This window comes from Streptomyces sp. NPDC001822 (assembly GCF_042892135.1).
GTDB lineage: Bacteria > Actinomycetota > Actinomycetes > Streptomycetales > Streptomycetaceae > Streptomyces.
On sequence record NZ_JBIATW010000001.1, the window covers coordinates 264,988 to 279,560 of the forward strand.

Here is a 14,573-nt window from a genome sequence, read left to right on the forward strand (position 1 = left end):
CCAGGGCTCAGGGTGCTGCCCGGCAGGTGCAAGCTCAGGCTGCGTGCCGGGTGCTGCCGTAGCCCTGCAGATTCGCGACTTCCTTCCACCACACCTGGCCGTCGTATCCGGTGAGGACCATGTAGCAGATGTAGCCGATGGCACTGATGAGCACGGCGTGATCGCTTGTCCAGCCAGTGCTCTCCGCCTGCCAGGTCCCGTGCCAACCGCTTCGGTTGATCGCGATGGTGTAAAGACGGTTGTTGTCCTCGGTGTTCCGTGCGGAAATGAGCCCGGCACCGTTGTTCGCAAGGCCGATGGTCGGACGCTCGTTGGTGCTGATGCCCGGCAGCAAATTCACGAACAGCCACTGACCACCGAGGGGCTGCCTTGCATATCCGACCCCATTGCTGAGATCACGCCAGACGACGACCATTGCACCCCAACTCGGGTCGTAGGCCAGCGTGGGGGGCGAGATGCTGGCAGCGTGCGGAATGGTCTGGATGGCTCCGTACGTGGTTCCGTTGAAGTAGATCCCGTAGATGTTGGTGTTTGTGGCACCTCCCCACGTCGCATACCAGGCACCGTTCGGCAGGGCGACAGGCGAAACGGTCTCGTAAGCGGCAGTGCTGGCGTTCGGGATCGAGATCCAGTTGCCCCAGCCGGTGATCGAGCCGGAGGCGTTGAGGACCATTCCGGCGTAGTAGACGTGTCCGTCCGTTCCGGTATGGAATATCCGCCATCCGAAGTCGGTCCAGATCACGGACGGTGCGACAAAGGTCTGCGGAATCGTTCCCGACTGCGAGGACTCGAACCGTTCGGCGGTCCGGTGGTTGTAGCTGACGTAGATGTAGTTGTTGTCGAAACCTCGCCACACCTGCATCAGATTTCCGTTGGGGTCATGCCCTTCGGAAATGGTGTCCGCGGAGCGCACCGGGACGTTCGCTTCGATTTCCTTCGCCCAGTTGTTGCTTTCCGACGGCTGTGTGGCGAGGGCGGCCGGCGCGGAAATGCCGATCATGATGGCGGCTCCGGCCACGGCGGCGATGATGGCCAGCCTGGCTCTCTTGATCTTCCCGATCACGTTCGTCTCCGTAGAACATCGTCAGCCCCTGCGCGCAGCGTTCACGCAGGGGCTGGCCGAAGTTTTTGTGCTTGATGAGGCAAGTATACATTGCAAGATGATGATCATCATTCGCGCTGTCGCGGGCATTTTCGCTCGCCAGTGGGGGCCCTTCCGCATTGCGTCGCATCCTGGCCGGAGGGTCACTGACTATTCATCAGACCCGTGGTGTGCGAGGCGGGTGTCACGACGGTGTTCGACCGTCCGGCGCTATAGTCGATCTGGTGATTACCCTGTCGACCGGTCTGTCCGTCACGGAGGAGAACTTCGCCGCGATCGTGGGCCGTCTCCGCGAACATGACATCGAGTTCATGGAGATCAAGGGAAGCCGCGTGCTGAACCTGTTCGTCGCTGACCCCAACGGCCTCAGGATCGAGCTTGCCACCGAGAAGCTGGGTTATTCCGAGGGTGAGTACCTGCTGTGAGCCGAAGGCGGCCCCGGTCCTGCTGATCTGCGCAGGCCGGGGCCCCGTGCGAGTTCCTGGAAGACGTCCGTGGGCCACGATCGGAACGCCCCTGTGCTCGCGGATTCGGATGAACCGATGGGTGCGTGCGGCAGTCGGGTCGCCCCCCGTCAATGGCCACCTCGAAGACGCCTGTGGCTCGAACCCGAGGCCGGCCGATCGACTTCGACCCTGACCGCCGTGCCGGACGCAATGCCCTACCCCGGCGTCGAGCGGGCCCTGACCGCGCTCGGCTTCGAGGGTGCCTTCGCCGCCCAGCACCTGCCTGGGCTACGGCCGTGACCGGGTGGCGATCACGGTGGCGACCGTGCCCGCCGTTCCGTACAGCGTGTACAGCAGGCCCTGGCCCAGGAGGTTGCCACGCCTCCTCTCCTGGGCGTAAGTGAGCTGATCGTACGTAGCCGCGCCGGTCGAGTCGCTGCCGTTGGTGGTGTAGTCGAGCGCGCAGGTACGGCCCCGCCGCATGGGTCGGGGGGAGACTCGCCGACCGCGTGCTCCTGGAGCCCAGGGTGGTACGGGCAGCCGTAGGCCGCCCCCGTCCTCAGCGGGGCGATCACCCCCATGGGTGCGTGAGCCCCGTGAACGGTCCCCGGCACATGGAGGCGGCACTCAGGGTTCGCCCTGGATGCCAGTCCGCCGTCAAGGAAGCGCACCGGGGGGAGCGAGTGACGAGTATGACACCTATCGAACTTGACGGGCCATCAGTCTCACACGTGTACTTGTCGGGTCAATAAATAGGTTGCGGCAAGCCGCCCGGCACACTCGATCGAGGCACTGCATGAAGCAGGACGATCTCTTCTCCGGCATCAAGGACACCCCGGCGACATCGGGACCGGACGCTCTCCCACAAGCCCTCAGAATTCGCGAATACGTCCTCTCCGAGCTGCCGGCAGACCTGACTGCCGTGGCACGGCAGGAGATGACCTATGCGGACCTCGCCGGCAAACAGTGCCGGATCCTCGAAACGGCTGCCGACGCTCTCCCGCTCGGTGACATCGGCGAGGCGCGCGTCCTCCAACTCGACCTGCTCTTCATGCTGAACGGCTATCTGCCCGCCGGCCCGGAGGCGTACCCGCAGCCGCTGCTCGACGCCATATCCGTACAGTGCGCGCGCCATCCCTCGCTGGATCCGCACATGAGTTACGAGCTCCTGATCGACGTCAACAGCGAGCAGTGGCAACTTCACGGACACATGCGGGTATTCAGCGAAGGAGAACTCGGCCTTCTCGAACGTGACTTCTACCTCGGTCACCACCTCGCGGAGCCGGCGGTGCGGACAGCCTTCGACCTGCTGAGCTCGATGGTGTCGGAGCCGGCTCCGGACAGCCTCGCGCCCGGTCTGGAGGAGGCGAGCCGGAAGCTCGACACCTTCCGGCTCGACATGGCCCGCTACGGCAAACTGACCAAGGAGGCGTTCAACTCCTTCCGGCAGTACCACATGGGCCACCAGGACGGACCGCGCGGGGCCAGCGGTGCCTTCATGCCCGGCGTGCAACTCCTCGAGCTGGTTCTCGTCCCGCCGACCGAGGAGTACGAGGTCTATCTCGACCAGTCGATGCCCTACTTCCCTGTGTGGTCCCGGCCCCTCATCGCCGAGTGGCGCGGGCGTTCCGCCAAGGGCGACAACATCACCGATGCGGTCCTCGACGGCCGCCTCAAGCTGGATCAGGAGTCCGTCACCGCGCTGCTCGGCGTCCTCGACAAGTTCACCGACTTCCGTATGGTCCATCTCGGAGTGACGAGGAAACTCATCCCGGAGGCCTTCGAGGGGGCCGGGGGTATGACCCGCAGGACCATCGCCGCACAGTCCGGGGAGCGCAACATCCTGACCGGCGACAATCCGGGGACATCCGGATTCAGCGTGCGGAATGTACTCACCAACGCTGTCTACCGGCTACTGGCCGCACGCAAGGAGATCGAGTCCATCCATGCTGACGCGAACTGACCCCCGAGGAGCCGAGATGAGCCAACCGCAGGTGGCGGTCGTGGACGCCTTCAGGACGACATACGCCTACGGGGACGCATGCGCCGCCCTGGGCGCCGGGGTCATCCAGATCCAGAGCACCCCCAGGCTTCCTCCGACCGTGACACCGGTGGACCCGTCGAAGTTCACCCGGTACCTGGTGAACGACGGCGATCTCGACCATCTCACCGACACCCTGGCCGCCCTGGGTACGCAGGTCGTCATGGCTGCACGCGAGACAGGGGTGGAACTCGCGGACGCGCTCTCCGAGAGGCTTGGCCTGGCGTCCAACGGAACCGCACTCAGCAGTGCTCGTCGCAACAAGTACGTCCAGATCGAGCGTCTGAGGGCGCAGGGCGTCCCTGTCATGCGGCAGATCAGAACCGCCGACGAGGCGGAACTGCGCGCCTGGCACGAGGCACTCGGCGGCATGGCAGTGGTCAAGCCGCTCCGCAGCGCCGGCGGGTACGGGGTCACGTTCTGCGGTACGCCGGACGAGTCCGCGGCCGCACTCTCGTCGCTCCTTCGCAGTCTGACGTTCCACAACGAGCGCAACACCCATGTGGTCGCGCAGGAGTACCTGGTCGGGGCCGAATACATCGTCAACACGGTGAGCTGTGAGGGCGTCCACCACATCACCGACGTCTGGAGCACCGACCGCATTACCGCCAACGGGGTGCGGGACCTGGTCGTCGCCCAGGTGCTGCTCCGCTCGGACGACCCGTCGGTGGACGAGCTGGCGCCCTACGCCCACCAGGTGCTCGACGCACTCGGCATTCGTTACGGCGCGGCGCACCTGGAGATCAAGCTGACGCCGGACGGACCCCGGCTGGTCGAAGCGGCAGCCCGGCCCTCCGGGCTGCCCTATTTCGTGGAGGAAGCCATCGGAGAAGGCCAGTTCGAGTGGTCCGCCGACGCCTACCTCAGGCCGGAACGCTTCATGGCGCGCGCCGGGACTCCCTACCGGCGCCGAACCGCCTTCGCCTGGGCGGCACTCGCCTCCCCGGTGTCGGGACGTCTGGTCCGCTATCGCGCTCTTGACGAGGTCGAGCGTCTGGAGAGCTTCCGGGACATGAGCCTCTTGGTCGAACCCGGTGATCGCATCGTGCCCACCACCTACGATTTCGAATATCCGGCGACTCTCACCTTGAGCCACCCCGTGGAGGCCGTCCTGCGGCGTGACCTGAACACGCTTCGCTTCCTGGACGGCGCGGGGATGTACGAGGTGGAGGAGGAGCCCGAACCGTGAGCTCCCCGGTGATGCCGGCCCGCCGGCCACACCGCCACCACACATGCTCTCGCCCGCCCCACTGCCCCGCTGCCCCGACGCCCTGACGTCGGCGAACGGCTCGGCAGACGGCAGCCGCGTCCGGGGCGGGCGAGGGCAGGCCGCGTCGCGTGGAGGCGCCGCCCGGGATGAGCCGTCGCTCGTAGGGGCATCTGCATGGACGTACGCAAGGACCAGAATGGTCTTCAAGATTGTCACCGCGAGCGGGCCGCATTGCCCGCCTCGATCGAGCGTGACGGTTCCGAGTGGGATGCAGACGTCTTTCTCGTGGCGGGTGAGGTGGCGGGTGGTGGGGTGGCGACGGCCCGGAAGTCATTGAGGCGGTTGACGGTGCGTCCGAGTGTCTGTCCTGGGCCTCGTGGGGGACCTGTGGCGGAGAGTCGGGCAATCCGAGGCATTCAGGCGTCGCGCCTGAAGCGCTCAGGCCGGTCTTCTGCGTGATGATTGCGACCAGAGTCATCGCCGCAGCAGACATGAGCCGACCCCCCACCGCCGGCTCGAAAGGGGACGGCAGTCATGCCTACCTCCAGAACGGAGCGATCGGCCGCCGCCGTGCTCGCCGTGCTCACGCTCGTCATCACCGCGGCCTGCGGCAGCTCGGGCGGCGAGAAGGCAACAGCCCCACCACGCGTCGAGGTTCTCGCCGTAAAGATCGACAACGTAGCCGCAGCCCGGCCCCCGACCGGACTCGAGAAGGCCGATATCGTCTATGTGGAGCAGGTGGAGGCAGGCCTCAGCCGCATACTCGCCGTCTACTCCTCCGGCCTGCCGCCCGTCATCGGCCCCGTACGCAGCGCTCGCGAGACGGATCTGGAACTGCTCCGTCAGTTCGACGAGCCCACGCTCGCGTACTCAGGTGCCCAGTCCGCCCTCCGGCCGCTGATCGAAGCTGCTCCCCTCGACGCGCTACCGCCGTCGAAGGCACCGGACGCCTACTTCCGCAGCGGGGACCGCGCCGCACCGCACAACCTGTACCTGCGCCCGGGCAAGATCCCGTACGCCTCCAAGGGGGTGAACGCGGCCCAGGACATCGGGCTCCGCTTCGCCGCGCCGCCTCCGGGTGGCACCCCTGTCGGCGAGCGCACCGTGTCGTACCCGTCGGCACGGTTCACCTTCACCTGGGCCACGGACCCGGGCAAGTGGCTGGTGAGCATGGACGGAACCCCCGCCCGTACGGCCTCAGGGGACCGGCTCGGAGCCGCCACAGTGGTCCTGCAGGACGTGGACGTGCAGCCTTCCCGCTTCCGGGACCGAGGAGGGAACACTTCGCCGTTCAGCTCGACCGTGGGGTCCGGCTCGGCTGTGGTCCTGCGTGACGGCAAGTCGTACGCCGCGGCATGGCAACGGAGCACCGCAGAGTCGGCGACAGGCTTCACCACCAAGGACGGCGAGCCGATGACGTTCGCGACCGGTCAGGTCTGGATCGTGCTTGTACCGAACTGACACGAGGGGGCGGACATAGGTCTGAGCCGCTGGTGATCCAGGGACCGCCCGCTCGCCGTCAAGGACGCTGCCGTGCCGTAGGACGTGCTGAGCGGCGGTGGCGAGGTTATGCATCCGTGCGATACCGGCCGACTGCATACGTGCATGATGCAGTAATGTTTGGTTTGTATGCCTCCGGCGTGCACTGCCCCATTTGATAAGACGGAAAGGCGGGCTGGACGTGTTGCGTAACGGACTGGAGCCCTGGCACCTGCTGATCGTGGCGATCGTCGTCATCGCGCTGTTCGCCTCGAAGAGGCTGCCGGACACGGCGCGAGCGATGGGGCAGTCGCTGCGGATTCTCAAGAGTGAGGCCCGTGCCATGAAGGAGGACGGCGCGTCCGGCACCGCCGCAGGCCCCGGCGAGACCGTGCGTACGCCGCAGCCGGTGATCCGCAGTGAGGGCGAGCCCGCTCAGGCTCGAACCGCCCAGCAGGGTGCCGCCGGCGCCAACTGACGGCGGGCGGCGGTGCTGCTCTGTCGGAACCCCCCAGCTGGGGTGCGGTATTCGGCGCGGGCGCGCGTAGGGTCGGCCCCGCCAGTGCTGTGGCAGGCAACGTTCGCCCAGTAGTGACGCGCCGTCCAGGTGTGATCTGGACGGCGCGTTGTGCATCACGCTGGGCGCTCAGTTGAGCGTGTGCGGGTCCGAGTGAGGTGCCGGGTCCGCGGAGATCTGGCGGCTGGCCCGGAGAGGGGGTCCGTTCGAAGGCCCGGCGTCTGGCCGGGGGCGGGTGGCTCCGGCTGGAGGCGTCGGGCGCGTTCAGTGCCGGTAGGCAGCCCGTGGCTGTGCCAGACGCCGGCTCGTCCGGGTGATCATGGACCACCGGATCATCGCGTCACTGGTTGCCGGCAGCGTCTCGTAGTCCCGGGCAAGGCGGCGCGAATGCATCAGCCACGCGAACGTGCGCTCCGCCACCCAGCGCCTGGGCAGTACGACGAACCCTGTCATGTCGTCGGTGCGTTTGACGATCTCCAGGGTCAGGGCGAGTTTCTCTCGCGCCCGGTCGACGAGGCCACCGGTGTAGCCGCCGTCGGCCCAGGCCAGGGTGACATCGCGGTGCAAGGCGGCGCAGCCGCATCAGCAGGCCCGTCGCGGCGTCCCGGTCCCCGATGTTCGCGGCAGTGACCGCGACGGCCAGGAGCAGGCCAAGGGTGTCGGTCACGATGTGCCGTTTGCGGCCGGGCACCTTCTTCCCGCCGTCGTAGCCGCGTGAGGCCGCCGACACCGTCGCGGCGGCTCGCACCGACTGCGCGTCGATGATTCCCGCCGTGGGCTCGGCATCGCGGCCCTCATGTTCCCGCACCCTCCCGCGCAGCCGGTCGTGGAACTCGGCGATCAGCCCGCGCTCACGCCGGCGGCGGAAGAAAGCGTAGACGCGTGCCCATGCGGGGAAGTCCGCGGGCATCGCCCGCCAGGAGATCCCGCCCGCGACCAGGTAGCGGATCGCGTCCAGCAGCTGCCGGTGGCAGTAGCCTTCCGGCTGCCCGCCCCGGCCCTGAAGCCATGCAGGCACCGGCAGCAACGGCCGGACAGCAGCCCACTCCGCATCTGTCACGTCCGACGGATACCGGCGCACCCGGTCCGGATGGTCGGCCGCGTTGCCGTACACGTGCGCGAGGCAATCACACGATGGAGCAGCCGACTTGATCTCGACCGACTCGGACGCGTACAACAACGACACTAGGGCCTCCCGGCATTGCTTGGCCAGATTCGCATCCCCCGAGCTACCGAGAGGCAGTCCCCATCCGAGACGGTGCACTCCACTTGGGACGGCACCACCCTCTGCGAGCAGATGACGGCGAACGTCGTCCTGACCTGGAACCATGCGGGCCAACGCCCCCTGTCGCAAACAGAACGCCGCATGGACACAGACGACGAGCGCTTCTTCGCCATCGTCACCGATTTGATCGGCACTCCGACGGAGCTCGTCGACGAACGCGGCGGCCTGGCCTGGAGGACCCGCACCACCCTCTGGGGCACGACAACATGGAACCGGGATGCCACGGCATACACCCCGCTCCGCTTCCCGGGCCAGTACTTCCACGTCGAATCCGGTCTCCACTACAACTACTTCCGCTACTACGATCCGGAATCGGCCTGATCCCCCCCGGCTGGCAGAAGGGCAAGGGGTACAACCGAGCCCATCTCCTTGGCGCACAGCTGGGCGGATACAACTACAATCCGGCGAATTTCGTCACCATGCACTCCTGCGCAAATTCCCCTGTCATGCGGCACATCGAAAAGCAGGTCAGGGCGGCAGTCGAGTCCGGGGAGACGATCCAGTACAGCGTCCCCCCCGATACGATGGGAGCGACACGATTCCCACGGGCGGTTACATCGAAGCCTACGGATCGGACGGGTTCGAGTTCACTCAGCACAGAAGTACCGGCATAACCGAGTCGGGAAATACGGCATTCATGCCCAACAGGAAGAGGGGTAGCTAACACAGGCGATTAAACAGTATTCATCGTCATTACATCCAAAATTCAGCCCTAGATGGAGGATCCCCATGGCCAGTGCCCTTACGCGACTTCTCGACATCGTCCCGGCGCCGGGTGAGCCCCGTCGAAAGGATTGGAGCGAGGCCGAGCGCAACCTTGGGATCGCGCTGCCCGCCGACTACAAGGAACTGATCCGCGTCTACGGAGGAAGCAACTGGGACGACTACCTGTACGTCCTAGAGCCTGACTGCCCGAATGACAATTACGACCTCATCGACTGGGCAGCAAACCAAGCTGAAGACCTCGAAGACCTCTGGGAATTCGAGAAGAAGCCCGCGGAACTGGAGACCGAGGGATCCCGGGTCATCCCCTGGGCGACAACGGACAACGGCGAGTGTCTATACTGGCTACTTCTACCAGGCCGTGAAGCAGACCAGTGGACCGTCATGGTGAACGAGGCGCGAGGCGACCGCTGGGAGCACTTCTCCGTGTCCTGCACCCAATTCCTCGCCTCTTCCCTCGACGGAGAACTCAAGTCAAACATTCTTTCGTCCCTCTTCCCTCGAAGTGCGCATGAATCCCGCCAACTCGGTCCGGCGTGATGATTCAGTATTCAGTTGGCGCAGTGCGTGAACGGGGCTGCGGTGAAGGTCGCGATAGTCAACAGCCCGGTGGCGGACAGCAACGGCAAGGCCCTGGGTGACAGGGCTGCGCCAGGCGATGAAGCGCAACAGGGAAAGGTCGTGACGGCGCTGCAGGGGCTGATCGCGCTCGCGCCGCGTCAGGGGGAGTGCAAAGGCTGCTACCACCCAGCTGCCATGAGGTATGAGTAGCGACAGGAAGCAGACCCAACTCCGCCTCGCCCCCGACCTCCTTGCCGCAGGGAAAGACGCCGCGGCCGCAAGAGGGCTGGACTTCCACAAGTACGTAGAACGCCTCATTTCCGAAGGAACGACCGGCGCCCGCGCGGCAGGTATGGCAGCTGCCCAACGCATGATCGACACGCACGGGGGCTTTCCCGAGGATCCGGGGGGCCGACCTCGACGCCCAGCACACCCCCACGTCCCGAAACCCGGGCGCCGCCGCGTGAGTATGTCCCTGCACGTCGACCTGTCCTGGACCCTCGAAGTCGCCGAACGTGCCGGCAAGCGCGACCCCGCACCCGAGGACCTCGGCGTTCCCCTGGCCGCAGTGGCTCGCCACCGCGCGGAACTCCTCGAGCAGCCGGTTTACGGCAGCCCCTACGCCCGGGCCGCAGCCCTCGTTCATACGCTGGGCCGCTGCCGGTGGCTGGAGCGCTCCAACCTCAGCGTCGCCTGCGCGGTTGCGGTCATGTACCTCAATGCCAGCGGTATCCCGGTCGACCCTGACCGCGACCAGCTCGCTGCCCTGACCGCAGATCTGTACAATCCTCGCTCGACTGCGGTGAGTATCGCCGAACGGCTGCGCACCTGGCAGGACTGACGTAGCACGCCGCCGATAGGGCACTTGGCGCGTCCAGGAACCATGGGGGTCCAGCGGCTCTCCAACCCTGGGGCCGCGCTGGTGGCACATTGTGTGGTGCCGGGGTCTGTTAAAGAGCGTTTTGTCCATACGGGGGTGTTTGATATGTCGCGCGCTGTGAGGCGGGTTGGGGGACACGCGGAGGTGTGTGAGGATCCGTCCGTGGAGTGCGATGTGTGTGGACGTGCGATGTGGCAATGGCCGACACTGCCGACAGCCTGGGAAGAGGAGATCTGGTCCTGTTCCCCTGGTGTCACGCCTCCACCCATGTGGGGGGCGAGTGGTTCGAGGTCTCGCGACCGCCGTACTTGCCCTTGGACATGCGTTGGGAGCGGGCCGTCGCGGACGGCCTCACCGCCGACGTCTCCCATGCTTTCGGCATCTTCGACAGGACACTGTGCGGAATCCAGGTGGCCGGCATGTCACCGTCGGATTACTGGTGGCTGCCAGAGCGGGAGAACGCCTGTAACGCCTGCCGGGATATGGCGGGTGTCATCGATGGCCGCTGGCCGCAGGCGTTGAGGGGCGAGGACGCGCGGGTCAGCGTGGCTCGGCAGCTATGAGTCCTTCCAGTTCGGAGTGGACTCTCGTGTGAGCCTGCGGCTCATCAGGTCGATCATCGCGAGGCGGATCATCGCTTCGGAGCGGTGCGGGTGGGTTTCGTAGTCGCGGGCGAGGCGGCGGTGATTCATGAGCCAGCCGAATGTCCGCTCGACGACCCAGCGCCGGGGGATGACCTTGAAGCCCTTCTGGCCAGGGTCGCGGCGGGTGACTTCGACATCGATGCCGAGGGCGGCGCCGTGGTCGATGGCCTTGGTTCGATAGCCGCTGTCGGCCCATGCCTTGGTGATTCTGGGGTGGGCCTTGGCGATGCGCGAGAGCAGGTGGATCCCGCCGACATTGTCGGAGACACCGGCCGCGGTGACCCAGACCGCGAGGAGAAGGCCGAGGGTGTCGACGCCGATATGGCGCTTGCGGCCCGCGATCTTCTTGCCCGCGTCGATGCCCTGGCCGGTGGCCGGGACGTTGGCGGACGTCTTGATGCTCTGGGCGTCCAGGACGCATGCGCTCGGTTCGGCGTCCCGGCCTGCGGCCTCCCGGACACGTCGGCGCAGCAGGCCGTTGAGCTGGTCAAACACGCCGTCCTTCTGCCAGGCGGCGAAGTATCCGTAGACGGTTTCCCACGGCGCGAAGTCGTGGGGAAGATAGCGCCAGGGAATCCCGGTCCGGTCCACGTACAACACCGCGTCCATGATTCGGCGCAGGTCGTGCTCAGGCGGTCGCCCGATATCCAGGCCCTTCCCTCGCCGCTCTGCCCGCCAGGCCGACACAATGGGCTCAAGCAGTTCCCATCGGGCATCGGACAGGTCACTCGGATACGGCCGCTGTCGAGACATGTTTCGATAGTTCCGTCGAGCGACATCCCACCACAGGGCGCAAACAGGTGTGAGTGGGGGCGCCTTGGGATCAGACAGGAGTGAAGGGGCTCAAACGGACCATGGACCGTCGTCACCCGTCACAGATGCCACGAAAGTGACCGCCAGCCCCAACCTTCACAGGCAGTCCACTCGTCCAAGAGCCCACCGAACACCCTCTCCGGGACAAAACGCTCTTTTAGGGCGTGTTTTAGAAGTCCCACCTCCTCGGCTTCCCCCAACTGCAACTGGTAGCTGCCCACACTGTGGAATGGTCCCCTCACAGCCGGCGCTTCCTCCCGAACATGCCCTGGACCCGGTTTCGGCACCGCCGAAACCGATTGAGCGTGCGATCCCGACCGTGGTACCACTTCGTGATTCGTAAGATGATCACAAGACACACAAGGGGTCGGTCAGCATGGCGCTTGGAGAACTGGTGAAACTGCGGGCGATGGGTCCCGCGGACGCCGACGCACTCTGGCGCTGGAACCACGACCCTCAGGTCATGCGGTGGATGGACGACACGTATGCCCAGCCGGTGGAGCGCGTCCGCAAGTGGCTGGAGGAGCGCCCCCGCAACGCCTATGGCGACTTGCTCCTTGGCATTGAGGCGCTGGCCGACGGCCAGCTCATCGGCCTGGTCATGCTGCACGACGCGGACCCGGAGAAGGGCATCGCGAAGCTCGATATCTACCTGGGCGAGAAGGCGTATTGGGGCCGCGGATACGCCACCGATGCGGTGCGGACGATCTGCCGCTACGGCTTTGAGGACATGCGCCTCCACAAGGTAACGCTGACCGTGGTTACCGAGAACCATGCCGCGCGCAGGGTCTACGAGAAGGTCGGCTTCGTTGAGGAGGGCCGTCTTCGTCAGGTCTTCCGCCGTGACGGCAAGTGGTACGACATGTTCACGATGGGGCTGCTGGCGGGCGAGCTCTGCTGAGCCCGGGTTTGGAAGTGGATCAAGATCTGTCATGATCCACTCGTGGGGCGCGGAGATTTGACGGACGAGCAGTGGGCCAAACTGGAGCCGTTATTGCCGGTGGGTAAGAAGCCGGGACGGCCGCCGGTTTGGTCCAAACGGCAGCTGATCAACGGCATACGGTGGCGGACCCGGACCGGTGCCCCCTGGCGCGATGTGCCCGCCCGCTACGGTGAGTGGGAGACGACCTACGGCCTGTTTCGGCGCTGGCAACGCAACGGCACCTGGAAGCGCATCCTCACCCAGCTTCAGACCGTGGCAGACGCGCAGGGCCTGATCACCTGGGATGTGAGCGTGGACTCCACAGTCGCCCGTGCCCACCAGCACGCAGCCGGGGCCCGCAAAAGGGGGACCTGCAGCGGGACAAACCCGGCGGCATCGACGAGCCTGCCGACCACGGACTCGGACGCTCCCGTGGCGGCCTGACCACAAAGTTGCACCTCGCGGTCGAGCAGGGCCAGAAGCCGCTGGCGCTGATCGTCACCGCTGGCCAGCGCGGCGACTCGCCCCAGTTCCGGCCCGTGCTGGAGCGCATCCGAGTCCCGCGCATCGGCTCCGGGCGCCCCCGCACCAAGCCGAACAGGATCCGCGCCGACAGGGCGTACGGCTCCCGCGCCAACCGTGCCTACCTGCGCCGACGCGGGATCCACTGCACCATCCCGGAAAAGGTCGACCAGATCCGGAACCGCAAGAGACTCGGTGCTCAGGGCGGGCGGCCGCCCAAATTCGACAAAACCGACTACCGCGAGCGCCACGCGGTGGAGTGCGGGATCAACCGACTCAAGCGCCACCGCGCGGTGGCCACCAGGTACGACAAGCTCGCAGTCCGCTACGAAGCCACAGTCACTATCGCCGTCATCAACGAGTGGCTGTGACCAGCGCTTTCAAAACACCCCCTAGTCGCAGGCGCGTTGTGGGTGGAGCCAGACGGCTGGCCCGCTTCGTCTTCGCCAGCCGGTCGCCGGCCCGCCGCTGACCCTCGTGTGACCCGGATGATGGTGTCACCGCACCGACCCGGGCACCGCGGGGCGCTGTGCCAGCAGAGCGAGTGAAGACGCATAGGGGACCAATGTGCCGTCGATCGCTGGCCTGATGGTGGCGGCGTGGCCCGAGACCGCCCAACGACTTTCGTGGGCGAGGGCCGCACGGTGTCGCGTCTGGGGTGTCCGGCGGCGGGGAGGGCCCGCGAGTGGTTACGCGGCGAGCACGGTCTGCACGGTGGGGTAGATCCGCAGGATGGTGTCGGCGCCGACGATGCTGAACAGCCGGCTGACGGCAGTGGAGGGCGCGGCGATGCGCAGGTCGGTGCGGTGGTGGATGGCGAGCAGCCATGCCCGACCCGATGGCCGACAGCTGCTCGGAGCCGGTCTCTGCACAACCGCAGGTCAAGCCGCCGGTTTTCGCGTCGTGAGTGTTCAGACTTCCTCTTGGCTCCTGGCCTGCCCGCTCTGGATATGGAGGTGGGCGGGGTGGGGGCTGGTCCGTCGGCAGCGGGGGCCGGGCGGCGCTGCGCTGGCCTCACGGGGGCTGGGGCGGCCCGGTGTGCGCCGCAGGTGAACAGGTGTTCACAGGTGCGGATACGCTCATGGGATGCTTGCGAACCTAACTCCCCTCGAGCTGCTGGTCTTTGTGCCAGTGGCGTTGCTCCTCCTGTTTGTTCCGACGATCGTTGCTTACCGCAGGAAGGTGGAACGCCTGTGGCTGGTCGTCGTGGTCAGCCTGATCGGTGGCACCACGGGCCTACTCTGGTTCGTGGCTCTGTACATGGCGATGACCATGCGGACCCGGACAGCTGACGTCACGCCCCGGAACGCCTCCGGTCCCCGAATCGTGGCCGAGGGATAAAACAACAAACCACAGCTCGGCTACCACTCCGCCTGGTCGCTGCGACGGGCCACCGGACATCGCAGCGACCAGGCACGCCATGAGCTG

15 protein-coding genes and 2 pseudogenes are annotated in these 14,573 nt (G+C 66.3%); 12 read left to right on the forward strand and 5 right to left on the reverse strand.

Annotation, left to right across the window (positions count from 1 at the left end; genetic code table 11):
* Positions 1–34: 34 nt before the first annotated feature.
* Positions 35–1,063 carry a hypothetical protein gene (locus ACFYY2_RS01190; RefSeq protein WP_388735351.1) on the reverse strand — a complete coding sequence of 343 codons (1,029 nt, stop codon included), beginning with the start codon at positions 1,061–1,063 and terminating at the stop codon, positions 35–37.
* A 263-nt stretch (positions 1,064–1,326) separates the two neighbouring features.
* Here ACFYY2_RS01190 and ACFYY2_RS01195 point away from each other — a divergent pair, with 263 nt between their 5' ends.
* Positions 1,327–1,527: a VOC family protein gene (locus tag ACFYY2_RS01195; RefSeq protein ID WP_388735354.1), complete on the forward strand. Its 201-nt coding sequence runs from the start codon at positions 1,327–1,329 to the stop codon at positions 1,525–1,527.
* Between the two features lie 309 nt (positions 1,528–1,836).
* Here the strand turns inward: ACFYY2_RS01195 and ACFYY2_RS01200 are convergent, their stop codons facing one another.
* Positions 1,837–2,031 carry a hypothetical protein gene (locus ACFYY2_RS01200; RefSeq protein WP_388735356.1) on the reverse strand — a complete coding sequence of 65 codons (195 nt, stop codon included), beginning with the start codon at positions 2,029–2,031 and terminating at the stop codon, positions 1,837–1,839.
* 313 nt (positions 2,032–2,344) lie between these two features.
* Here ACFYY2_RS01200 and ACFYY2_RS01205 point away from each other — a divergent pair, with 313 nt between their 5' ends.
* The 4 genes from ACFYY2_RS01205 to tatA all read left to right on the forward strand — a co-directional run bounded on the left by ACFYY2_RS01205 (position 2,345) and on the right by tatA (position 6,756).
* Positions 2,345–3,511 (forward strand): hypothetical protein, encoded by a 1,167-nt coding sequence (locus ACFYY2_RS01205; protein ID WP_388735358.1) that lies wholly within the window; start codon positions 2,345–2,347, stop codon positions 3,509–3,511.
* A 16-nt stretch (positions 3,512–3,527) separates the two neighbouring features.
* On the forward strand, positions 3,528–4,778 hold the full coding sequence (locus ACFYY2_RS01210; RefSeq protein ID WP_388735361.1) for an ATP-grasp domain-containing protein: 1,251 nt from the start codon (positions 3,528–3,530) through the stop codon (positions 4,776–4,778).
* Positions 4,779–5,333: 555 nt separating this feature from the next.
* Positions 5,334–6,260, forward strand: a complete 927-nt coding sequence (locus ACFYY2_RS01215) for a DUF3048 domain-containing protein (protein WP_388735364.1) — start codon at positions 5,334–5,336, stop codon at positions 6,258–6,260.
* Positions 6,261–6,480: 220 nt separating this feature from the next.
* Positions 6,481–6,756 (forward strand): Sec-independent protein translocase subunit TatA, encoded by a 276-nt coding sequence (gene tatA, locus ACFYY2_RS01220; RefSeq protein ID WP_388735366.1) that lies wholly within the window; start codon positions 6,481–6,483, stop codon positions 6,754–6,756.
* 303 nt (positions 6,757–7,059) lie between these two features.
* Here tatA and ACFYY2_RS01225 read toward each other — a convergent pair.
* Positions 7,060–7,909, reverse strand: a pseudogene (locus tag ACFYY2_RS01225) (IS5 family transposase).
* 138 nt (positions 7,910–8,047) lie between these two features.
* Here ACFYY2_RS01225 and ACFYY2_RS01230 point away from each other — a divergent pair.
* The 4 genes and pseudogenes from ACFYY2_RS01230 to ACFYY2_RS01245 all read left to right on the forward strand — a co-directional run.
* Positions 8,048–8,744 (forward strand): annotated as a pseudogene (locus ACFYY2_RS01230) (DNA/RNA non-specific endonuclease); the annotation flags it as partial.
* Between the two features lie 65 nt (positions 8,745–8,809).
* Positions 8,810–9,343 carry an SMI1/KNR4 family protein gene (locus ACFYY2_RS01235; RefSeq protein WP_388735369.1) on the forward strand — a complete coding sequence of 178 codons (534 nt, stop codon included), beginning with the start codon at positions 8,810–8,812 and terminating at the stop codon, positions 9,341–9,343.
* Between the two features lie 490 nt (positions 9,344–9,833).
* Positions 9,834–10,205, forward strand: coding sequence for a fic family toxin-antitoxin system, toxin component (locus ACFYY2_RS01240; RefSeq protein ID WP_388736775.1), 372 nt, complete (start codon positions 9,834–9,836; stop codon positions 10,203–10,205).
* 236 nt (positions 10,206–10,441) lie between these two features.
* Positions 10,442–10,807, forward strand: coding sequence for a hypothetical protein (locus ACFYY2_RS01245; RefSeq protein ID WP_388735372.1), 366 nt, complete (start codon positions 10,442–10,444; stop codon positions 10,805–10,807).
* On the opposite strand, the gene ACFYY2_RS01250 is transcribed toward ACFYY2_RS01245, so the two are convergent.
* Complete coding sequence (locus ACFYY2_RS01250) at positions 10,802–11,641, reverse strand: IS5 family transposase (RefSeq protein ID WP_388735374.1); 840 nt, start codon at positions 11,639–11,641, stop codon at positions 10,802–10,804. The two genes, ACFYY2_RS01245 and ACFYY2_RS01250, sit on opposite strands and share 6 nt — an antisense overlap.
* A gap of 436 nt (positions 11,642–12,077) precedes the next feature.
* On the opposite strand from ACFYY2_RS01250, the gene ACFYY2_RS01255 reads away from it, so the two are divergent.
* Positions 12,078–12,602, forward strand: coding sequence for a GNAT family N-acetyltransferase (locus tag ACFYY2_RS01255; protein ID WP_382161049.1), 525 nt, complete (start codon positions 12,078–12,080; stop codon positions 12,600–12,602).
* A 42-nt stretch (positions 12,603–12,644) separates the two neighbouring features.
* A protein-coding gene (locus tag ACFYY2_RS01260) for an IS5 family transposase (RefSeq protein ID WP_388735377.1) occupies positions 12,645–13,516 on the forward strand; the annotation gives its coding sequence in 2 pieces (ribosomal slippage) (positions 12,645–13,023 and positions 13,023–13,516; 873 coding nt in all).
* 318 nt (positions 13,517–13,834) lie between these two features.
* Here the strand turns inward: ACFYY2_RS01260 and ACFYY2_RS01265 are convergent.
* Complete coding sequence (locus tag ACFYY2_RS01265) at positions 13,835–14,017, reverse strand: hypothetical protein (protein ID WP_388735379.1); 183 nt, start codon at positions 14,015–14,017, stop codon at positions 13,835–13,837.
* Between the two features lie 214 nt (positions 14,018–14,231).
* Between ACFYY2_RS01265 and ACFYY2_RS01270 the strand changes: the two genes are divergently transcribed.
* Positions 14,232–14,486, forward strand: coding sequence for a superinfection immunity protein (locus ACFYY2_RS01270; RefSeq protein ID WP_388735382.1), 255 nt, complete (start codon positions 14,232–14,234; stop codon positions 14,484–14,486).
* Positions 14,487–14,573 lie beyond the last annotated feature (87 nt).